Annotated in this window: 22 protein-coding genes; 8 read left to right on the top strand and 14 right to left on the bottom strand. The window is 65.2% G+C overall.

Going from position 1 to position 18,154, the window contains the following annotated elements; translation table 11 throughout:
- Positions 1–27: 27 nt before the first annotated feature.
- Positions 28–930 (top strand): LysR family transcriptional regulator, encoded by a 903-nt coding sequence (locus PFLCHA0_RS25815; RefSeq protein WP_015637017.1) that lies wholly within the window; start codon positions 28–30, stop codon positions 928–930.
- A 68-nt stretch (positions 931–998) separates the two neighbouring features.
- Positions 999–1,505, top strand: coding sequence for a YbaK/prolyl-tRNA synthetase associated domain-containing protein (locus PFLCHA0_RS25810; protein ID WP_011063447.1), 507 nt, complete (start codon positions 999–1,001; stop codon positions 1,503–1,505).
- A gap of 6 nt (positions 1,506–1,511) precedes the next feature.
- Here the strand turns inward: PFLCHA0_RS25810 and PFLCHA0_RS25805 are convergent, their stop codons facing one another.
- A complete protein-coding gene (locus PFLCHA0_RS25805; RefSeq protein WP_019093555.1) occupies positions 1,512–2,396 on the bottom strand; it encodes a LysR family transcriptional regulator in 885 nt (294 codons plus the stop codon).
- Positions 2,397–2,493: 97 nt separating this feature from the next.
- On the opposite strand from PFLCHA0_RS25805, the gene PFLCHA0_RS25800 reads away from it, so the two are divergent.
- On the top strand, positions 2,494–3,900 hold the full coding sequence (locus PFLCHA0_RS25800) for an MFS transporter (protein WP_015637015.1): 1,407 nt from the start codon (positions 2,494–2,496) through the stop codon (positions 3,898–3,900).
- A gap of 5 nt (positions 3,901–3,905) precedes the next feature.
- On the opposite strand, the gene PFLCHA0_RS25795 is transcribed toward PFLCHA0_RS25800, so the two are convergent.
- Entirely contained in the window at positions 3,906–4,838 is a 933-nt protein-coding gene (locus PFLCHA0_RS25795) for a DMT family transporter (RefSeq protein ID WP_011063444.1), read from the bottom strand.
- Positions 4,839–4,940: 102 nt separating this feature from the next.
- Between PFLCHA0_RS25795 and PFLCHA0_RS25790 the strand changes: the two genes are divergently transcribed.
- A complete protein-coding gene (locus tag PFLCHA0_RS25790; protein WP_011063443.1) occupies positions 4,941–5,840 on the top strand; it encodes a LysR substrate-binding domain-containing protein in 900 nt (299 codons plus the stop codon).
- Between the two features lie 36 nt (positions 5,841–5,876).
- Here the strand turns inward: PFLCHA0_RS25790 and PFLCHA0_RS25785 are convergent, their stop codons facing one another.
- The 4 genes from PFLCHA0_RS25785 to PFLCHA0_RS25770 form a co-directional block, all read right to left on the bottom strand.
- Complete coding sequence (locus tag PFLCHA0_RS25785; protein WP_015637014.1) at positions 5,877–8,117, bottom strand: ATP-binding protein; 2,241 nt, start codon at positions 8,115–8,117, stop codon at positions 5,877–5,879.
- On the bottom strand, positions 8,114–8,728 hold the full coding sequence (locus PFLCHA0_RS25780; RefSeq protein WP_015637013.1) for a biliverdin-producing heme oxygenase: 615 nt from the start codon (positions 8,726–8,728) through the stop codon (positions 8,114–8,116). Before PFLCHA0_RS25780 ends, PFLCHA0_RS25785 begins: the two co-directional genes overlap by 4 nt.
- Before the next feature lie 258 nt (positions 8,729–8,986).
- A complete protein-coding gene (locus tag PFLCHA0_RS25775; RefSeq protein WP_011063440.1) occupies positions 8,987–9,373 on the bottom strand; it encodes a cupin domain-containing protein in 387 nt (128 codons plus the stop codon).
- An 81-nt stretch (positions 9,374–9,454) separates the two neighbouring features.
- On the bottom strand, positions 9,455–10,264 hold the full coding sequence (locus PFLCHA0_RS25770; protein WP_015637012.1) for an AraC family transcriptional regulator: 810 nt from the start codon (positions 10,262–10,264) through the stop codon (positions 9,455–9,457).
- A 242-nt stretch (positions 10,265–10,506) separates the two neighbouring features.
- On the opposite strand from PFLCHA0_RS25770, the gene PFLCHA0_RS25765 reads away from it, so the two are divergent.
- The 4 genes from PFLCHA0_RS25765 to PFLCHA0_RS25750 all read left to right on the top strand — a co-directional run bounded on the left by PFLCHA0_RS25765 (position 10,507) and on the right by PFLCHA0_RS25750 (position 13,223).
- Complete coding sequence (locus PFLCHA0_RS25765; protein WP_011063438.1) at positions 10,507–11,148, top strand: LysE family translocator; 642 nt, start codon at positions 10,507–10,509, stop codon at positions 11,146–11,148.
- A gap of 73 nt (positions 11,149–11,221) precedes the next feature.
- Positions 11,222–11,701: a GNAT family N-acetyltransferase gene (locus tag PFLCHA0_RS25760; RefSeq protein WP_015637011.1), complete on the top strand. Its 480-nt coding sequence runs from the start codon at positions 11,222–11,224 to the stop codon at positions 11,699–11,701.
- Positions 11,702–11,744: 43 nt separating this feature from the next.
- Positions 11,745–12,839: a D-alanine--D-alanine ligase gene (gene ddlA / locus PFLCHA0_RS25755; RefSeq protein WP_011063436.1), complete on the top strand. Its 1,095-nt coding sequence runs from the start codon at positions 11,745–11,747 to the stop codon at positions 12,837–12,839.
- 30 nt (positions 12,840–12,869) lie between these two features.
- Positions 12,870–13,223, top strand: coding sequence for a gamma-glutamylcyclotransferase family protein (locus PFLCHA0_RS25750; protein ID WP_011063435.1), 354 nt, complete (start codon positions 12,870–12,872; stop codon positions 13,221–13,223).
- Positions 13,224–13,232: 9 nt separating this feature from the next.
- Here the strand turns inward: PFLCHA0_RS25750 and PFLCHA0_RS25745 are convergent, their stop codons facing one another.
- The 8 genes from PFLCHA0_RS25745 to PFLCHA0_RS25710 all read right to left on the bottom strand — a co-directional run bounded on the left by PFLCHA0_RS25745 (position 13,233) and on the right by PFLCHA0_RS25710 (position 18,123).
- Positions 13,233–13,814, bottom strand: coding sequence for a membrane protein (locus PFLCHA0_RS25745; RefSeq protein WP_011063434.1), 582 nt, complete (start codon positions 13,812–13,814; stop codon positions 13,233–13,235).
- A 96-nt stretch (positions 13,815–13,910) separates the two neighbouring features.
- Positions 13,911–14,366 (bottom strand): GNAT family N-acetyltransferase, encoded by a 456-nt coding sequence (locus PFLCHA0_RS25740; RefSeq protein ID WP_015637010.1) that lies wholly within the window; start codon positions 14,364–14,366, stop codon positions 13,911–13,913.
- Positions 14,363–15,079, bottom strand: coding sequence for a purine nucleoside phosphorylase YfiH/LACC1 family protein (locus tag PFLCHA0_RS25735; RefSeq protein ID WP_015637009.1), 717 nt, complete (start codon positions 15,077–15,079; stop codon positions 14,363–14,365). The genes PFLCHA0_RS25740 and PFLCHA0_RS25735 overlap by 4 nt, the downstream gene beginning before the upstream one ends.
- Positions 15,080–15,212: 133 nt before the next feature.
- The gene (locus PFLCHA0_RS25730) at positions 15,213–16,025 is read right to left on the bottom strand and encodes a MerR family transcriptional regulator (protein WP_015637008.1); all 813 of its coding nucleotides are present in this window, start codon (positions 16,023–16,025) and stop codon (positions 15,213–15,215) included.
- A 78-nt stretch (positions 16,026–16,103) separates the two neighbouring features.
- Positions 16,104–16,475 carry a helix-turn-helix domain-containing protein gene (locus PFLCHA0_RS25725; protein WP_015637007.1) on the bottom strand — a complete coding sequence of 124 codons (372 nt, stop codon included), beginning with the start codon at positions 16,473–16,475 and terminating at the stop codon, positions 16,104–16,106.
- On the bottom strand, positions 16,472–16,783 hold the full coding sequence (locus PFLCHA0_RS25720) for a type II toxin-antitoxin system HigB family toxin (RefSeq protein WP_015637006.1): 312 nt from the start codon (positions 16,781–16,783) through the stop codon (positions 16,472–16,474). Before PFLCHA0_RS25720 ends, PFLCHA0_RS25725 begins: the two co-directional genes overlap by 4 nt.
- A 115-nt stretch (positions 16,784–16,898) precedes the next feature.
- Positions 16,899–17,165, bottom strand: a complete 267-nt coding sequence (locus PFLCHA0_RS25715) for a DUF3077 domain-containing protein (protein WP_015637005.1) — start codon at positions 17,163–17,165, stop codon at positions 16,899–16,901.
- Between the two features lie 463 nt (positions 17,166–17,628).
- The gene (locus PFLCHA0_RS25710; RefSeq protein ID WP_015637004.1) at positions 17,629–18,123 is read right to left on the bottom strand and encodes a GNAT family N-acetyltransferase; all 495 of its coding nucleotides are present in this window, start codon (positions 18,121–18,123) and stop codon (positions 17,629–17,631) included.
- Positions 18,124–18,154: the final 31 nt, after the last annotated feature.

Here is an 18,154-nt window from a genome sequence, read left to right as displayed (position 1 = left end):
GGAACAGCAGCTGTGAGTTGAATTCATATGGCGGGCAGCGAGATCAACCGGTTTGCCGAGATGGAAACCTTTGTCGCGGTGGTGGAGTGTGGCGGCTTGTCGGCCGCTGCGCGGTTGAGGCAGGTGACGCCTTCCTCGGTGAGCAAGCTGCTGGCGCGGCTTGAAGCACGCCTGGGCGTACGCTTGCTCAACCGCTCCACTCGCCAGTTGCAACTGACCGCGGAAGGCCGCGGCTTCTATGAAAACAGCGTGCGCCTGCTGGCAGACCTGCGAGAAGTGGAGGGTGAGGCCAGCAGCGCCCGGGCTCCGGTGGGCCGGGTGCGGGTCAACACCAGCGCCTCCTTTGGCCTGCATGTACTGGCGCCCCTGGTGGCGGAGTTTCTCCAGCTGTACCCGCAGGTGTCCCTGGACCTGGTGCACAGCGATGCCCTGGTAGACCTCTTGGGGGAACAGACCGATGTGGCGATCCGCACCGGGCCGCTGGCGGATTCGCAGTTGATTGCCCGCAAGCTCGGGGAAACCCGTGGCGTTGTCGTTGGCTCCCCGGCCTACCTGGCTCGCTGTGGCGTACCGCAGACCCCGGAGGATCTGGCCGCGCACCACCTGCTCGGTTTCGACTACGCGCGGGCCGTGCCGGGCTGGCGCCTGGGCGCGGCGGGCGAGAGCCAACTGCTGCAGCCCAATGGCCGGGTGCAGGCCAGCGACGGCGAAGCCTTGCGCCATCTGGCGCTACACGGTGCCGGGCTGGCGCAACTGGCGGCTTTCACCATCGCCGATGACCTGGACAGCGGCAGGCTGGTACCGGTACTGGAAGCCTTCAACCAGGCGCCGCTGGAAAGTTTTTATGCGCTGTATGTCGGCCAGGGCGGCCACGTGCCGTCGCGGGTGCGGGTGTTCATCGACTTCCTGGCGCAGCGGGTGCGCTTGTAGCCGCCACTGGTCAGGCGTGGCGACGGATGCTTGAATCAACCCCCTGGCGACTTTTCCAAGGACAGAACATGCATGCAGTTTTCCAACGACTGGTGAGCCTGCTGGACAGCCACCAGGCGCGCTATCGGGTGATTTTTCACCCGGCCGAAGGGCAGTCGGCGCGGGTTGCCGAGATCCGCGGCACCGAACCTGGGCAGGGGGCCAAGGCCATGCTCTGCAGCCTCAAGGGCACAGACGAGGTGTATGGGCTGGTGATTCTCAGCGGCGACCAGAAGCTGGACATGAAAAAGGTCGGCGCGGCCCTGGGGGGCAAGAAGGCGCAACTGGTATCGCCGGAGCTGGCCAGGGAGCTGACTGGTTGCGTGATCGGCGCCATAGCTCCGCTGAGTTTCGATCCGCGCATCCGGCTGATCGTCGACCCGCAACTGACCTCCCGCTACAGCGAGATCGCCTTCAACGCCGGGCGCCTGGATGCCTCCATGGTGCTCGATACCCAGGACTACCTGAGGGTCGCCCAGCCGCTGCTGCTGAGCGTGACCCGGGACCTGGAGAGCGACAGCGCCCAGCCCGGTTGAAGGCGGCTACCAGCTCAACCGAACCAGGGCCTCGGCAAAGGCGGTGAGCTTCGGCGAGCACTGGCGCGAGGGCGGATACACCAGCGACAGCTCGCGGCTGCGCCCGGCATGCTCCTGCAGCACCGGCACCAGCCGGCCGGTGTCCAGGGCTTCGCGTACCGCGAACTCCATCAGTTGGGCAATGCCGAAGCCGCCGAGCACCGCGTCCACCAGGGCATCGCCGATATCGAAGATCAGCCGGCCCTGGACGGCCAGGTCCAGGGGCTTGCCCTGGTCCATGAACTGCCAGTCCACCAGCCGGCCGCTGCGCAGGTTACGCACGGCCAGGCAGTTGTGCTGCTGCAGGTCGGCCAGGTGCCGGGGCGTGCCATGGCGCTCCAGGTAGCCTGGCGCCGCCACCGTGACCCAGCGCAGGGGCGCCAGGGGCCGGGCAATGAGGCGCTGGTCCTGGATCACCCCGGTGCGCACCACCGCGTCGAAACCTTCATCGATGATGTCCACCACCCGGTCGGTCATCACCGCTTCGATGCTCAGCCCCGGGTGCTGGGCCGTCAGCTCGCCGATCACCGGCATCACCACCTTGCGCCCGAACAGTGACGGGGTACTGATCTTCAACATTCCACTGGGGGATTCGCGCCGGTCCAGCAGCAGGTGTTCGGCATGGGCCAGTTCCGCCAGCAGGGGCGCGGCGCGCTCGACCAGCACTTGGCCGTCCGGGGTCAGGCTGACACTGCGGGTGTTGCGTTGCAGCAGGCGTACACCGAGCTGCTGTTCCAGGCGGGAAATGGCTCGGGACAGGCCGGACTGGGTCAGCCCCAGGTCACCGGCGGCACGGGTGAAACTGCGGGTTTCGGCAACCCGGACCAGCAGGCGAAGGGCGTTCAGATCCATGATTAAAGTCATTACTGAAAGAGAGAATGGCTTGTTTATCATTTAAACGGCATCGATGACACTGGCCGCCGGTTATTTCCACACAAGGATCTTCGCGATGTCCGCGACCCCGTTAGCCAAGCCGTCGGGCTGGATGCTGTTACTGCTGGCCACCGCGCAATTGATCATCGCCCTGGACGCCACCATCGTGTTTGTCGCCCTGCCGGAAATCGGCAGCCACCTGGGCTTCTCCGCCCAGCAGTTGCAATGGGTGGTTAGCGCCTACAGCGTGGCTTTCGGTGGTTTCCTGCTGCTGGGCGGACGGGCGGCGGACCTCCTGGGCAAGCGGCGTTTCTACATCGTCGGCCAGTCCTTGTACGCCCTGGCCTCGCTGGCCGGCGGCCTGGGCGGCAGCGCGCTGCTGCTGGTGCTGGCCCGGGCGGTGCAGGGCGTGGGCGGGGCAATGCTGTTCCCCGCGACCCTGGCCCTGATCAACACCTGGTACGCCGAGGGGCCGGCGCGCAACCGGGCCTTTGCGGTGTGGAGCGCAGCCTCGGCGGCGGGGCTGGCCCTGGGGGCGCTGCTGGGCGGGGTGCTGACCCAGTACTGGGGCTGGGAGGCGGTGTTCCTGGTCAACGTGCCCCTGGCTGGGGCCTGTGCGTTGCTGGCCCGGCACTGGATACCCGCCGACCCTGCGCGCCAGCGCGGCCGTCAGTTCGACTTGCGCGGCGCGCTGACCGTGACCCTGGGTGGCACCCTGCTGGTGTTCTCCATCGTCCAGGGCCCGGAGTGGGGCTGGAGTGCCCCGGCGACCCTGGGCTGCCTGGCGTTGTCCCTGGCCCTGCTCGGGCTGTTCGTGCGCCTTGAACAGCGTAGCGCCGACCCGCTGATGCCCCTGCGCCTGCTGGGTTATCCACAACTGCGCATGGCCATGGTGATTACCGCGCTGTTCATGAGCAGCTTCGGCGTGCAGTACTACTTCCTCAGCCTGTATTTCCAGCAGGTCTATCAGTTCAGTGTGTTGCAGAGCGGACTGGCGTTCCTGCCCTCGACCCTGCTGTGCACGGCCGGGATCTGGGTCGCGGAGCGGGCCCTGCTGCGCGTAGGCTTGCGGGCGACCCTGGTCAGCGGCTTGCTGCTCGGGGCGCTGGGCATCGGCCTGATGTACCTGGCCCTGCCGGGCAGTAGCGGCTTTGTCGGCCTGCTGCCGGGGATCGTGATCATGAGCATCGGCCAGGGCATGACCTGGACCTCGATGTGGGTCTCGGCCGGGCAGGGTATCGCGGCGTCCGAGCAAGGGGTGGCTGCGGGCGTGGCCTCCACCAGCCAGCAGATCGGCGGCGCCCTGGGGCTGGCGCTGCTGGTGTCCCTGGCCAACACCTTGAGCGCCGGCGGCAATCAGGCCTATGGCATCGAGATGGCTACCGCCGCCAGTGCCCTGCTGGCGCTGTTCGGGGCCTTGCTGGCGCTGCGCCTGCCCCGGGCTGGAGTGGCCTTGCCGGCCTGTTCCGTGGCCCAGGGCTGAGGGCGTCAGCCATGGGCCTGTGGCAGGTGGCGGCGCACCGCCCACAGCACCCCGGCCAGGAGCAACAGGGCGGCGCTGCTTTGCAGCAGGCTGGGCAGGTGCTGCAGGCAGATGAAGCCATAGAGCAGGGCGAACAGGGTCTCGAACACGATCAACTGGCCGCTCAGGGTCAGCGGCAGGCGCCGGGTCGAGGCATTCCACATGCGATTGCCGAACCAGGAGCCGAGCACCGCGCTGGACAGGCTCAGGCCCCAGAACAGCATCCAGCGCTGCTCGCTGGCCTCGGCCCGGGTGCCGGGCAATGAGAACCCGTCCGCCAGCAGCCAGACCAGGGCGCTCATCAGCCCAGTGGTAATGCCCCACAGGGTCGACCACTGGCTGCTGTTGAAACGGCTGCCTTTGAGGTAGCGGGCGTTGTCGGTGGCAAACCAGGTCCAGCACAGCAAGGCGCCGAAGGCGCAGAGCAGGCCCAGGGCGCGCTGGCCCAGTTCCACCGAATCGCTGTGGGCGGTGAGCAGGGTGTCGAGGTTGATGCAGCAGATGCCGGCGAACACCAGCAACAACGGCCAGCGCAGCCGGCGCAGGGGCACGGCATCGGCATCGCCGCGGCCGGCCAGGGTGATGGTCAGCGGCAGCAAGCCGACGATCAGTGCGGTGCTGGCTACGCCGGCCCACTGGATGGCGCTGGCCAGGAGCATGAAATAGATCAGGTTGCCGGTCAGCGCCAGCTTCACCAACAGTACGGCATCGCCCCAGGTCAGGCGTTGCAGCAGCTCCCGGGCCTGAGGCGCAGCCAGGAGCAGGGAGAATGCACCGTAGAGGCTGAAGCGCGCGCAACTGAGCAGCAACGGGCTGAACTCAGGCAGCAGGCTGGGCACCACAATCGCCAGGCCCCAGACCGCACCGGCCAGGGCGGCATAAGCAACTCCACGTTTCATGCAAACACTCGTACCTAGTCATCAAGCTGCGCAGGCTAGTCATTGCTGACCGGATGGACAAAGGATATATAGGCACCTACCTATTCTCCTGGGGAATGCCTTGTGAGCCGCTTCGCCCGTCATCTGCCGCCGCTGGAAACCCTGGTCACTTTCGAGGCGGTGGGCCGCAACGCCAGCTTCACCCGTGCGGCCACCGAGCTGTGCCTGACCCAGAGCGCGGTGAGCAAGCAGATCCGTGCCCTGGAGCTGTCGCTCAAGACCGAACTGTTCGAGCGCCAGGCCCGGGGGGTGAAGCTCACCGCCAGCGGCGCCTCGCTGTTCGTCGAGGTCAGCACCCAGCTCGAAGCCCTGCTGCGCAGCGTCAGCCGCCTGCGGGCCGGGCGCGACGCCAATACCATCACCGTGCAATGCACCCACGCGGTGGCGCAGTTCTGGCTGTTCCCGCGCCTGCTGGCATTCAACAAGCAGCACCCGGACATCACCGTGAGCATCCATGCCAACAACGACATGGACGAGTCCAGCGTGGCCGAGCATGACTTCGGCATTCTCTATGGTGCGGGGCACTGGTCGTCCCTGGCGGCGGTATCGCTGTTCGCCGAGATGGTCTACCCCATCGTCAGCCGGCGCCTGGAGCTGCCTGTGGTCAAGGAGCTGGCGCAACTGGCCGAACTGCCGTTGATCCAGCTGGACGCCTCGGAGTGGAACTGCATCGACTGGCGGGACTGGTTCCATCATTTCGGGCTGGACTACAGCGCGCCACCGGGGGCCCTGGGGTTCAACCAGCTGACCCTGATGTTCAGCGCGGTGCAGCAGGGCATGGGCGTGGGGCTGGGCTGGGATTTCATGGCCAGCCAGTTGGTGGCCCAGGGCGAGTTGCTGCGGGTTGGCGAGTGGGCGTTCCGCACCGGGCAGGCGGATTTTCTGGTGCATCCGCGGCACAAGCGCCTGTCCGCCAGCGGCCAGTTGTTTCGCGACTGGCTGGTGGCCCAGGCGGCTGAATGAGCGCCCGGGGCCCAATGGCCAGCCCCGGGCTATGGGTCAGAGGCTGGCGCGCGGCACGCTGAAGCGGAACTCGCTGCCCTTGCCCACTTCGCTGTGGGCTTCGATCTTGCCGCCGTGGGCGTGGATGATGCCCTGGGTGATGTACAGCCCCAGGCCGGTGCCGTTGGGGTTGCCTTCCTTCAGGGTCCAGTAGCGGTCGAAAATGAATGGCAACTGGTCGGTGGGAATGCCCTCCCCGGAGTCGCGCACGCTGAACACGATCTGCTCGCCGTCGGACATCGCCACCACCCCGACCTTGCCCTGTTTGGGGGTGAACTTGATGGCGTTGCCCACCAGGTTCGACAGCACCTGGAACAGGCGCTCGGGGTCGGCGTTGATCCTGAGGTCCGGTTCGGCGTGGAAGCTGATGTCGATGGCCTTGTCCAGGGCCAGTGGCGCCAGCAATGAATAGGCCTCTTCGAACATCTGGCTGACGTCCAGCGGCTGCGGGGCGATGCTGTAGCGCCCGGCCTCGATCTTGGAGGTGTCCAGCAGGTCTTCCAGGAGATTGTTCATGCGGCTGGCGGCCTGCTGCATGGTGTCGATGGCCGATGAAATGCGCCGTGAGGTATGCGGGCCATCGGAACTGAAGGCCTTCTGCATCATGCCGCAGAGCATGGAGATCACGGTCATCGGGTTGCGCAGGTCGTGGGACACCACCGCCACCAGTTCGTCCCGGGCGCGCACGGCCTGTTGCTCGCGCAGCACCTGGCGCGCCAGGTCGTGCTCCAGGGCCGAGCGGCGCAGGTCATTGGCGGCGAAGCGGTCGCCGTGGCTCCACTTGGTGGCGATCCCGGCCATCTCCACTTTCCAGATCTCGAACGAGGTACGCGGCCGCAGGCGCAGGCCGGCGTCGGAGTTTTCCAGGTCCAGGGGCTTTTGCGGGTTGCCGCTCCAGTTGATGTTTTCCTTCACTTCCGGGCGGAACCACAGCACGCCGTTATCCACAGGCTTGGGCAGGGTCATGGCCAGGACCCCGCTGGCCACCTGTTGATAACTCGCCGCCGGCGGGTAGACGCTGGCCAGGTGATGGCTGGCGAACACCGCCTGCCCGGTGCCTTGCAGCCAGCGGTGCAGGGCGCGGATTTCGTCCTGGGGCGGGCAGTTGCCGAAGCAGTGCAGTTGCTTGTCTTCGATGATTGCCACGCCACCGGCCTGGGTCAGCTCCAGCAGTAGTTGCGGCACCTGGGTCAGGCCGTCGAAGACGCTGTCGGGGGTGTCGCGCATGGCCTGGTCGAGGCTGGCCAGGGCGGCGACTTTCTCTTCCCGCTGGCGGCTGATATCCAGGGCTTCCATGGCGCTGATCTGCAACGACAGCACCTGGCCGATGGTCTGGCAGGCAATGCGCAGCTCGTGGGGCACCAGCAGCGGCTGGCGGTTGCCGCAACTGATCAGGCCCCAGAGCTGGTCGCCCTTGAGCAGGGAAATGCTCATGGAGGACAGCACGCCCATGTTCTTCATGTACTGGCAGTGGATCGGCGACACGCTGCGCAGGGTGGCGAAGCTCAGGTCCAGGGCCTGCTGAGTGTCCGGGCGCAGCGCCGGCAGCAGGGGCACCGGCTGGTAGTCGGCGTTGGGGATGATCCGCAGCCAGTTGCTGCGGTACAGCTCGCGGGCTTGCTGGGGAATGTCCGAGGCCGGGAAGAACAAGCCATTGAACACTTCCATGGTGGGGCGGGTGGCTTCGGCGATCACCTGGCCGTGGCCTTCCTCTTCGAAGCGGTAGATCAGCACCCGGTCGTAGCCGGTCATCGCCTGGATTTCGCTGACGCTGATGGTGTACAGCTCATTCAGGGTCTTGGCCGTCTGCAAGCGCCGCAGCAGGCGCCCCAGGTTCTCGGTCTGCTCTTTCAGGTGCTGGGGCTGCAGGTGTTCGAGCTGGATTTCCAGCTCCAGCATCAGCACTCCCTGGTGGCGATGCAGCAAGCCTTCGAAGCGCGCGCCATTGACGGCCAGGTGCAGCGGCGGCGCATCGGACAAGCGCGGCAGTTGCAGCACCTCGCGGATGCGCTGGCCGTCGGTGTCTCCCAGCAGTTGCTCCAGGGGCTGGCCGAGGACCTGCGCGGCAGGCTGGCCCAGCAGGGCCTCGACGTTGGCGCTGATCTGCTGGATGCGCAGCTCCGGCTCCGACAGCGTCAGCAGCACGCCATGGGGCTGGATCGCCCCGGGGGAGCGGATTGGCTCATCGGCGCAGTTGGCCAGCAGTTGTTCGAAGGCTTGGGCGTCTTGTGGGGTCATAGCAGCACCTCGCGGCTGTCGAGCCATTGCTCGAAACAGGCAAATGTGGATTGCGCGGCGCTGACCACTTGTTGTCGTGCGCTCGCGTCCTCGGGCATGCGCCCCAGGTAGTCGAGAAAGTCTTTCCAGCGCCGCCCGGTGGCGGCGCCATACACGTCGAGGAAAGCCCCGCCGTTATCCCCGTGCAGGTCCAGGCGCTGGGCCATTTCCCGGCGCAGGATCTGCCCGCCCAGGGTCGCGCCCTCCAGTACATAGAGGGCGCCCAGGCACGCGCCGGGGCTGGCCAGTGCGGGCAGATGGTCGCAGCGGGGCAGGGCGTCGATGCGCTCCGGGGCCAGGCCCAGGGCCTGCAGGTCGCCGGCCAGGGCCGGGGTCTTGCGGCGCTGCTCCGGGTCGTAGCCGGCAGGGATCAGGCCGCTGTCATGCAGGGCCGCCTCCAGGGGCTGATAGAAGCCGAAATAGGCCTGGATCAGGCGCCGGTACCAGGCCGCATCGAGATGCTCGGAGAAGAACGGCAGGCGCTTTTCCAGGGCCACGTGCAAGGTCGCGGTGCCGGCGCGCAGGTCTTGAAGCAGGGTGGGGGCGGTGGTGTCTTGGTGCGGTTTGGGCATTCAGGGATCAGGGGTCGCAACAGGTAATGGACGCGCCATGGGCGTCATCGAAAGCTGGGACCAGGCTGTAGTCCCTGCACTAGAGCCATCGCACAGAAAAATAAGAGCGTCACTCTACCTGTGCTTTTTGCACTGACGTACAGTTTTTGACGCACCATTGGTCGGCCAAGGGTAGTCGATCGATGACGTGTTGCTGTGTCTGACTGTGTTCAAGAGGCAGAAATTCCTTTTTCCGTCTCGCAGGTTCAGCGGTGAGGATCAGATCCAGACGTCGTTCTGGGCGGTGCGTTCGCCACCTTGATCGCCGGTGTTGAGCACGCCCTTGGGTTCGATCAGCAGCAGTTTGACCTCCTGCTCGGCCCAGGGTTTGTGCTCGACGCCCTTGGGCACCACGAACATCTCGCCACTGCCGATGGCCACCCGGCCGTCACGGAAGTCGATGTACAACTGGCCGTCGAGCACGATGAAGGTTTCATCGGTGTCGGCGTGGGAGTGCCAGACGAATTCGCCCTGCAACTTGGAGATCTTGAACTGGTAGTCGTTCATCTCGGCAATCACCTTGGGGGTCCAGTGTTCGCTGAACAGGCCGAGTTTGCTGGCGAAGTTGATGCTCTGGTAGGCGTCTTGCGGGGCAGGGTTTTGCATGGTGTGGTCCACCTCAGTGATGAATGAGCGCTGAGGGTAAACAGCCAGGGGCTAGGGCTTCTTGAACGATCGTGTGTGGCCTCAGCGGCCGAGCATCTTCAGCCAGCGCGCCGGTGGCAGGCCGTAGGTCTGGCGAAACTGCCGGCTCATGTGGCTCTGGTCGGTGAAGCCGGCGATCAGTGCGGCGTTGGCCAGGCTCTGGCCCTGCACCAGCAGCGCGCGGACCAGGTCCAGGCGGCGCATGCTCAGGTAGCGGTAGGGGCTGGTGCCGAACAGCAAACGAAAATCCCGGGACAGGCTCCAGCGGTCGCGCCCGCTGTGGGCCGCCAGTTCCTCCAGGGTCAGGGTGCGGTCCAGGGCACTGTGGATGTATTCCCGGGCCCGCTCGGCCGCCACATAGTCGAAACGTTGCCGTGATTGGGCGACCCCGGAGACGCTGTTCAGGGCATGGGCCAGGTCGAACAGGGCGTCTTCCTGTTCCAGCGGGTCCAGGGGGCTGTCGACCCCACGCAGCAGGGCCTCGGTGGCGGCAAACAGCCGCGGGTCGTTGGACAGGCCGCCAGTAATGAAGGGCAGCGGCTGGCCGCCGAGGATCTGCTGGATCAGCGCCGGCTCGACATACAGCATGCGGTAGTGAAAGCCGTCGTGGGTGCCGGCCTCGCCGTCGTGGGCTTCGTCGGGGTGCAGGACCATGGTGGCGCCGGGCAGGCTGTGGCGCCAGCCGCCGCGGTACTGGAAGCTCTGCACCCCGTGCAGGGTGCGGCCGATGGCGTAGGTGTCATGGCGGTGCATGTCATAGCCATGGCCGGCGAAATACGCCTCGATGCGCTCCAGGCCCCGGGCGGGCGGCGCGCGGTGAACCCAGTCGGTGACAGCTGCGGGTTTGGCCATGGAACGGTCCTGATGGATGAAACCAAGGGCCGTACGTTAACTCAGGGGCGCGCTGGCTGTCTTGCCCCTCGGTTCTACGCCGTAGCGGTTCTGCCCGAAGACGGGCGGCTTGCAGGAGGGTTCCGGCGCTGCACGATGGCTTGTTGCCTGAGCCGGGTTTCGAGGCCAATCGGCGGTTGCCTGGGCAGGCGCGAGTGGAGTAGCGTCGTTCCCCCGGACCCTCTTCATGGCCATCTGTTCCCATGTACACCTCGCACCTGGTTTACCTCGCCCCGTTGTTGTCGCTGGCCCTGCTCTGGAGCGTGGCGGTGATCACCCCCGGGCCGAACTTTTTCACCACTGCACAACTGGCGGCGGGCTGTTCGCGGCGCCATGGCCTGTTCGCCGCCCTGGGGGTGGCCAGCGGCACCGTGCTCTGGGGGCTGGCGGGAGGCTTGGGCATCAAATCGCTGTTCAGCGCGGCGCCGGCGCTGTTCGTGTTGTTCAAGGTTGCCGGTGGCTGTTACCTGATCTACCTGGGGCTCAAGCAGTTCAAGCGCAAGCCGGCCCTGGAGACCCCGACCACCGATGGCGCGAGCCATGCTGCGCGCAGCCTGTTCTCGGCCTACCGGCTGGGTTTTCTCGGCAACATGACCAACCCCAAGTCGGCGCTGTTCGTGGCCACCATTTTTGCCACTTCGATGCCGGCCTCCCCGCCACCTCTGCTACTGGGGCTGGCGGTGCTGACCATGGCTGGCCTGTCGTTGTCCTGGTACTGCTGCGTGGCGCTGTTTTTCGCCAGCAGCCGGGTGGCCGGGTTCTATGCCCGGGCCCGGCGCTGGCTGGACCGCCTGGCCGGTGGTTGCTATGTGCTGTTCGGCGGGCATCTGCTGGCCAATCGCTGAACGGCCGGTGCCTTGCGCCGGCCAGTATCCGCCCCCAACAAGGACGACCCGTCCCCGTATCAGGAGACCGAACATGGCTGTTGTTTTTCGCCCGGTGGCAGAGGCGGACATTCCGCGGATCTGCAGTTTCGTGGGCAATCCCCAGGAGCTGTATTTCTTCTTTCCCGCCGCCACCTGGCCGCTGACCCACGAGCAGTTGCGCGACTCCATCGCCCAGCGCAGCGACTCGACGGTGATCGAGCGTGACGGGCAGGTAGTGGGCTTTGCCAACTTCTACCGCTGGGCTCGCGGCGGCACCTGTACCATCGGCAATGTCATCGTCGACCCAGAGGTGCGCGGCGCGGGCCTGGCGGCGCAATTGATCGGGCAGATGATCCACATCGCCCACAGCAAGCACCAGGCCAGCGAGGTGACGCTGTCGTGCTTCAACAGCAACGTGGCGGGGTTGCTGCTCTATCCGAAGCTGGGCTTTGTGCCGTTCGCCATCGAAGAGCGCAAGAACAAGGAACAGGAGCGAGTGGCGCTGATCCATTTGCGTTACAGCCCCAGCTGAATTGAAGAACCGTCAGCAATCATTTTTTCAACGGGAAGCAGTCATGAGCAAGTTGCGGGTCGGGATTATTTTTGGTGGCCGTTCGGCCGAACACGAAGTGTCGCTGCAGTCGGCGCGCAATATCGTCGATGCCCTGGATCGCACGCGTTTCGAGCCGGTGCTGATCGGCATCGACAAACAGGGGCACTGGCACCTCAACGACACCTCGAACTTCCTGATCAACCAGGAAAACCCGGCGCTGATCGCCCTCAACCAGTCCAATCGCGAACTGGCGGTGGTGCCGGGCAAGGCCAGCCAGCAACTGGTGGAAACCTCCAGCCAGGAACTGCTGGGGCATGTCGATGTGATCTTCCCCATCGTCCACGGCACCCTGGGCGAAGACGGTTGCCTGCAGGGCCTGCTGCGCATGGCCGACCTGCCCTTTGTCGGCTCCGACGTGCTGGGTTCGGCGGTGTGCATGGACAAGGACATCAGCAAGCGCCTGCTGCGCGACGCCGGGCTGGCGGTGACCCCGTTCATCACCCTGACCCGGGCCACCCGTGCTCGCTACGGTTTTGCCCGGGCCCGGGAAACACTCGGCCTGCCGCTGTTCGTCAAGCCGGCCAACCAGGGTTCATCGGTGGGGGTGAGCAAGGTCGACAATGAGGCCGAATACGAGGCTGCGGTGGAACTGGCCCTGGGCTTCGATCACAAGGTGCTGGTGGAGTCGGCCGTGCGTGGGCGGGAAATCGAATGCGCGGTGCTGGGCAACGACCAGCCCATTGCCAGTGGCTGCGGCGAGATCGTGGTCAGCAACGGTTTCTATTCCTACGACAGCAAGTACATCGACGGGGAGGCGGCCCAGGTGCTGGTGCCGGCGGACATCAGCATCGAGCACAGCGAGCGCATTCGGGCCCTGGCCGTCGAGGCATTCCAGGTGCTGGGCTGCTCCGGGCTGGCTCGGGTCGATGTGTTTCTCACCGATGAGGGGGAAGTGCTGATCAATGAAATCAACTCGCTGCCGGGCTTCACCCGGATCAGCATGTACCCCAAACTTTGGCAGGCCACCGGCATGAGCTACAGCGAGCTGGTGAGCCGCCTGATCGAGCTGGCGCTGGAGCGTCACGCTGAACGGCAAGGGCTGAAAATCAACCGCTGAAGCGGATCATCGTGGTTAAGGACGTGACGAATGAGTTCGGCAACAGATGCATCGGTTTATCTTTTTTCCTACGGCACCCTGCAAGACAAGGCGGTGCAGATCGCCAACTTTGGCCGTGAGTTGAGTGGCAGCGCGGATGCCATGCTTGGCTACGAACAGAGCTGGGTGGAAATCACCGACCCCGAGGTGCTGGCGGCCAGCGGCAAGACCCACCACCCGATCCTGCGCCCGGGGGCGGCGGACAGCGCGCCGATTCCCGGCACCGTGTTCTGCATCACCCCCGAGGAGCTGGCAGCGGCCGACAGCTATGAAGTCTCGGACTACAAGCGGGTCAGCGTGACCCTGGCCTCGGGCATCCAGGCCTGGGTCTACGTCAGCGCCTGAGTCTTCGGCTCACTCCGGCGGCAGCATCACACCGATGCACGCCAGGGCCAGCAGCACCGCCCCGAGCACGATGAACACATAGTTCAGCGGCGTGAAACGGGCGTTGCTGCGGCCTTCGGGATCTTTCGCGGCGGCATTCAGGCCGCGCTGGCCGAGCCAGGTGATCCACGCCAGTACCGGCAGCAGCGCCAGGCTGGCAATGTCGGTCACCGGGTAGCCGATGTTCTTGCGCGACAGCGCGTCCACCACGTTGTTGATGATCACCCCCACCACAAACAGGGTTGCCAGTTCACCGGGCCGCCAGTCATGGCTGCGGCCGTCGCGCTTGAGCTGTGCATCGGCTTCGCGGTACAGCGCATGGGTGAAGAAGATCGCGAAGAAGGCCCGGGCCACCGGCCACAGCTCCTGGCCGCTGGCGTGCCTGAACTGATGCCAGTTCTTGTAGGCCCAGTACACCTGGTAGATACCGAAGGTGAGGATGTACAGGGTCAGGAACTTGGCCTTGGACACCACATAGAACGGCTGTTGCGCCGCTTCGGGCGAGGGGGCGACCAGATCCGCCTGGGGCGGGGCATAGAGGTTGTCAGACACGGGCACTCCTTGGGTTGGGCCTGAGGGGGGAGGCAACGTTAGCTCAGGTTGCTGGCCAAGAACCAGCAGGGGCTCGGTGGCCAACCGGAACCGGGTTCAGGCCTGGGGTGGATCCGCCGGCCGAACGTAGTGAATATCCCATTCACTTTCACCCACCTGAACAAAACCCAGGCGTCGATAAAAACGATTCGAGTCACTGCCGCGCAACGCATCCAGGTGGATGGGTAGCTGCTCGTTGGCGGAGCGTTCCAAAAGCTGCTCCAGGGCCTTGGCGCCGAGGCCCCGCCCTTGGAATTGCGGTAGGACGTACAGGTGCTGCAGGCGCAGATGATCGCCGTGTGATTGGCTCTGGATAAAGCCTGCGGGCTGTCCGTCACTGAGGATGAAGTGGCAGCGTTCGGCCGCGAAGCTTGCGGCAAAACGCTCCCGGGCCCGCTGCGGATCGAAGCGCCCCAGGCGCTCAAGGCTTTCGCGCATCGCCGCGATGCGCATCTGGACCAGGGTTTCCAGGTCGCTCAGGGAGGTTGGGAGTAGTGCACTCTCGAGGTTCATGTCCGGCCGATCCACGAGTACTGGAAGGCCTTGGCTTCACCCCGGTGCCCGCGTCGACGATAACTGGCCAGGGCCGGGGTCGAGCAGTAGGTGCACAGCTCGCTGATTTCGATCTGTTCATCACTGATTCCAGCGGCGTGCAGCAAGTGCACGGCATAGCGGCTCAGGTCGAACCACAGGGAATCGGCCTGGGTCGGTTGCGGTGGCGGAATCTGCGGCGGCAGCAGCGGGGCCGGTTGCTCACGGCTCCAGGGGGCCTGTGCGGCCGGCCACAGCGGGTCCTGAGTGGCGGACAGGGTGTCGATGAAATCGGCGCTGACTTCATAGCAGCAGGGTTTGATCGATGGGCCGATGGCCACCCGCAATTGCTGTGGGGTGATGCCCTTGCTGGCGAAGTGTTGCAGCACATTGGCGATGATCCCGCCATGCAGGCCTTTCCAGCCGCCGTGCACTGCCGCGACCCAGGAACCGTCCTCGCTGCTGATCAGCAACGGCAGGCAGTCGGCGGTGACCACTGCGATGGGCCGGCTGGAATGGGTGAGTACCGCGTCGCCGCGGATGATTCCGCTGGGCAGCGTGGTACTGGCTTGCACCACCTCGCCGCTGTGGATCTGCGAGCAGAAGAACAGGTTGGCCGGCAGGGCGGCGCCGAGGGTCGAAAACGCATGACGGATGCCGGATATCTGGTTCAACACACCTGCCTGGAAACTCATCGGGCCTTCGCTCGGTAACCTGGGAATGGCTGCAGAGCATAGCGGTATCCGAGGTACTTTTGCTGACAGACAACGCTGGATAGGCCGGGGCAGACCAGCGGTAGCCTGCTGGTCGGCCCCTTCACCGGGCGTTTCAGGCGCTCAGCGGGATATACAGTTCCACTACGCTGTCCGGGTGCATGGGCCCCAGAAAGCGCTCGCCGGTGTACTCGAACTCCACCGCGTCGATGGGCATCAGCCCGGCGGCGGGCAACCACTCGCTGTAGGCGGCGCGAAAGGTTTCCGGCAGGGTGGCCACGCTACCGTGATGCTCGACTCGCGCGTAATGGCGGGCAGGGATTTCCAGCTCCACCATGCCGGGCACCAGGGGCGCGTCGGCGGCGACCGGCAGGCCGGCCACATAACGCCACTGGCCGTCCTCCAGGGGCTGGCAGATGCCATAGGTGCCCACCGGCTCGGCCAGGCGCTGGATCTCCTGTTCCCGAGGTTCGAAACGTTGCCAGAGCTCGGCGATGGTGCCCGGGTCATCCTGCTGCCAGGCCATGCCGATGATCCGCTGCGACGCCAGGAATACCTTCTGTGGTGTCTGCGCGGCTGGGAGTTGGCGCTGCGGCTGGGCCAGGTAGCGCTGCAGATGGCCCAGTACTTTCTGGCTGCGGGCGATCTCGCTTTGCAACTGCCGGGCATGCGCCTGCAGTGACTGCTGCATGTGCAGCACGCTGTCCAGGCCGCCTTGGTCCGCGAGATGGCGGATGTCTTCCAGGGACATGCCCAACTGCCGCAGCCAGACGATGCGCCCCAGGGTCACGATCTGTTCCGGGCTGTAGTAGCGGTAGCCGTTGTCCCGGCCGGTGAGGGCCGGGGTGAACAGGCCGATGCTGTCGTAATGGCGCAGGGTCTTGGTGGTAAGGCCGTGGCAGCGGGCCATTTGTCCGATGGTGAGCATGGAGCGTCCTTGGTGTTGTTGGGATGCGGGGCATGCTGAGCCTTTACCCAAGGGCAAGCTCAAGCCCGGCAGCACGGCTCAGGACGATTTGATCGGCTTGATCAGGCTCTCGGCGGGAATGCCGAACAGCTGGTGCAGTTTCCAGATCATGGGCAGGGTCAGCGCGCGCTTGCCGTTGAGTACTTCGTAGACGCGGTTGGTGCGGCCGATGGCGGGCGCCAGGTCGGCGGCGGACAAGCCGGATTGCTCCATGCGGAACTTGATCGCCTCGATCGGGTTGGGCAGGTCCAGGGGAAACTGCCTGGCTTCGTACGCCTCGATCAGGGTGATCATGACGTCGAAGTAATCGCCTTCAGGTGTTCCGGGCTGCGGTTCGTTGTCGAACAGGGGCGAGACGCTTTTCAGCGCGGCGCGGTAGTCCTGGTCGGTGTGGATAGGGCGGATGTTCATGCGGGTTGCTCCATGTCTACGCTGTCGGCATCAATGGCGTCGTACTGTTGGTGAGTGCCCACGTACTTGATGTACAGCGCACCAAAGCGGTAGGCCACGGCAACGATCAGTCGATACTCGTTGCCCTTGATGTTGAAGACCACCCTGCGGCTTTTGAGAATGCTCGCGTTGCGATACTGGTCCTTGATCTGCGCAGGGTTGGACCACTCGGCTTTCTTTGCTTCATCGACCCAGGCCAGCAAGGGCTGTTCTGCGTCCGGGTACTTCTCCCAGAAGGCCTTCAACTGACTGACTGCAATAATTCTCATGGCGTGATCCTAGTCCCGTCCTGGGACTTAAACAAGTCGCTGAGTGCGTCAAGCGATGTACGGGCAGATCGCTGGATCTGCCCGCGCAGGCGACGTCGGTTCAGGGACGATCAGGTCATGCAGAGAGCGTGGCGTGCACGTCGTCCATCAGTGCCTTGCCCATCTCTGCCAGGTAGTGTGCCGCCCAAGCATAGCGGTCGCAGCCCGGCTCCATGGCCGCCTTCAGGGTGAATTGCTTTGCCGGATGCAACAGCGCCGAGGCATGTTCCAGGGCATCGCTGACCGGCACATCGGCATTCACGCGAAACAGCGGATGCGGGTGCTCGCCGCACTGGGAAAAGCGGATTTCACCGAGGGTGGTCAGGGCCGATTGAGTGGTCATCGGGCACCTCCGGCTTTTTGTGACGGGAGGTAATGGAGAAACAGATTGCAGAAGCAGTTCATGGTCACGACTCCTTGATTCGAAGGACCGTCACCGTCTGCCGCCAAGCAGATCAGGGTGGCGGATTGCGCAGGATTGGCGGACCGGGAATCAAGGAACCGGCGAACCCGAAGGTTCTCCCACGCAACCCGCCATAACGCAGGTATGCGGGCGCAAAAAAAGCGCCCGCATGTGGGTGGGGCGCTGTTGCGCCTCGATTCTATCAGGCCGCCAAGCCTGTTCGCTGATTTTGCAGCGACGGTCGAACCATAGGTTGGACTAGGGGGCGCCGCAACGGCATTACTGCGACATTTTGTGAACCAACCCTGTAGCCGCTGCCGCAGGCTGCGAACGACCGGAACGGTCGCAGCGATCTCCCAGGCGCCGAAGGCCCTTCGGTCCTTGTCGCAGCCTGCGGCAGCGGCTACAGAAAGCCCTGTTTCGCCATCTCGCTGGTCGCCGCCCAACCCAGCCCCTGATACAGCGGCTTGCCGGCCTCGGTCGCATGCAGCACGGCAAAGCCCAGCCCGCGCAGGCGGAACTCGGTCTCCGCCAGTTTCATCAGCGCCGAAGCCAGGCCGCGGCGCCGGTAGGCCGGTTCGACGTAGACGTTGAGCACGTAGCCGCGTTGATCCTGGGTTGGATGGGAAGGGTGGGGCGGCCAGTCGATGCTCATCAGGCCGATGCTGGCCACGCTCTGCTCGGCGTCCATCAGGGCGAAGCCGTAGTAGCGGCCGTCCTCCAGGCGTTCACGCAACCAGGGGCGAAAGTGCTCGGTCATCACCTGCAAGGTGCAGAGGTCCTTGCCGGCATCGAGAAACATCGCCTGGCGATGGCGGCAGATCAGTTCAAGGTCCTGGGGCGTCAGGCGTCGTGGGCTCAGGCCCGGGAGATCAAGGTTGGCGGCAATTTCGTTCATCGTCGGTTCCTCGGTGGACAGGGACGATGCT

Origin of the sequence: Pseudomonas protegens CHA0, from assembly GCF_000397205.1 — a bacterium.
Lineage (GTDB): Bacteria > Pseudomonadota > Gammaproteobacteria > Pseudomonadales > Pseudomonadaceae > Aquipseudomonas > Aquipseudomonas protegens.
The sequence above is the reverse complement of the archived record's forward strand: the minus strand, read 5'-3'. Positions and strand labels throughout refer to the sequence as shown.

What these genes read in the sequence shown, in the direction of transcription:
- PFLCHA0_RS25785 (WP_015637014.1), bottom strand. Translation starts at nt 8,117, where the DNA reads ATGACCCCACAAGACGCCCAAGCCTTCGAACAACTGCTGGCCAACTGC.
- PFLCHA0_RS25780 (WP_015637013.1), bottom strand. Translation starts at nt 8,728, where the DNA reads ATGCCCAAACCGCACCAAGACACCACCGCCCCCACCCTGCTTCAAGAC.
- PFLCHA0_RS25725 (WP_015637007.1), bottom strand. Translation starts at nt 16,475, where the DNA reads ATGAACATCCGCCCTATCCACACCGACCAGGACTACCGCGCCGCGCTG.
- PFLCHA0_RS25735 (WP_015637009.1), bottom strand. Translation starts at nt 15,079, where the DNA reads ATGAGTTTCCAGGCAGGTGTGTTGAACCAGATATCCGGCATCCGTCAT.
- PFLCHA0_RS25775 (WP_011063440.1), bottom strand. Translation starts at nt 9,373, where the DNA reads ATGCAAAACCCTGCCCCGCAAGACGCCTACCAGAGCATCAACTTCGCC.
- PFLCHA0_RS25765 (WP_011063438.1), top strand. Translation starts at nt 10,507, where the DNA reads ATGTACACCTCGCACCTGGTTTACCTCGCCCCGTTGTTGTCGCTGGCC.
- PFLCHA0_RS25760 (WP_015637011.1), top strand. Translation starts at nt 11,222, where the DNA reads ATGGCTGTTGTTTTTCGCCCGGTGGCAGAGGCGGACATTCCGCGGATC.
- PFLCHA0_RS25795 (WP_011063444.1), bottom strand. Translation starts at nt 4,838, where the DNA reads ATGAAACGTGGAGTTGCTTATGCCGCCCTGGCCGGTGCGGTCTGGGGC.
- PFLCHA0_RS25715 (WP_015637005.1), bottom strand. Translation starts at nt 17,165, where the DNA reads ATGACCACTCAATCGGCCCTGACCACCCTCGGTGAAATCCGCTTTTCC.
- PFLCHA0_RS25730 (WP_015637008.1), bottom strand. Translation starts at nt 16,025, where the DNA reads ATGCTCACCATCGGACAAATGGCCCGCTGCCACGGCCTTACCACCAAG.
- ddlA (WP_011063436.1), top strand. Translation starts at nt 11,745, where the DNA reads ATGAGCAAGTTGCGGGTCGGGATTATTTTTGGTGGCCGTTCGGCCGAA.
- PFLCHA0_RS25750 (WP_011063435.1), top strand. Translation starts at nt 12,870, where the DNA reads ATGAGTTCGGCAACAGATGCATCGGTTTATCTTTTTTCCTACGGCACC.
- PFLCHA0_RS25740 (WP_015637010.1), bottom strand. Translation starts at nt 14,366, where the DNA reads ATGAACCTCGAGAGTGCACTACTCCCAACCTCCCTGAGCGACCTGGAA.
- PFLCHA0_RS25770 (WP_015637012.1), bottom strand. Translation starts at nt 10,264, where the DNA reads ATGGCCAAACCCGCAGCTGTCACCGACTGGGTTCACCGCGCGCCGCCC.
- PFLCHA0_RS25800 (WP_015637015.1), top strand. Translation starts at nt 2,494, where the DNA reads ATGTCCGCGACCCCGTTAGCCAAGCCGTCGGGCTGGATGCTGTTACTG.
- PFLCHA0_RS25815 (WP_015637017.1), top strand. Translation starts at nt 28, where the DNA reads ATGGCGGGCAGCGAGATCAACCGGTTTGCCGAGATGGAAACCTTTGTC.
- PFLCHA0_RS25810 (WP_011063447.1), top strand. Translation starts at nt 999, where the DNA reads ATGCATGCAGTTTTCCAACGACTGGTGAGCCTGCTGGACAGCCACCAG.
- PFLCHA0_RS25805 (WP_019093555.1), bottom strand. Translation starts at nt 2,396, where the DNA reads ATGGATCTGAACGCCCTTCGCCTGCTGGTCCGGGTTGCCGAAACCCGC.
- PFLCHA0_RS25710 (WP_015637004.1), bottom strand. Translation starts at nt 18,123, where the DNA reads ATGAACGAAATTGCCGCCAACCTTGATCTCCCGGGCCTGAGCCCACGA.
- PFLCHA0_RS25720 (WP_015637006.1), bottom strand. Translation starts at nt 16,783, where the DNA reads ATGAGAATTATTGCAGTCAGTCAGTTGAAGGCCTTCTGGGAGAAGTAC.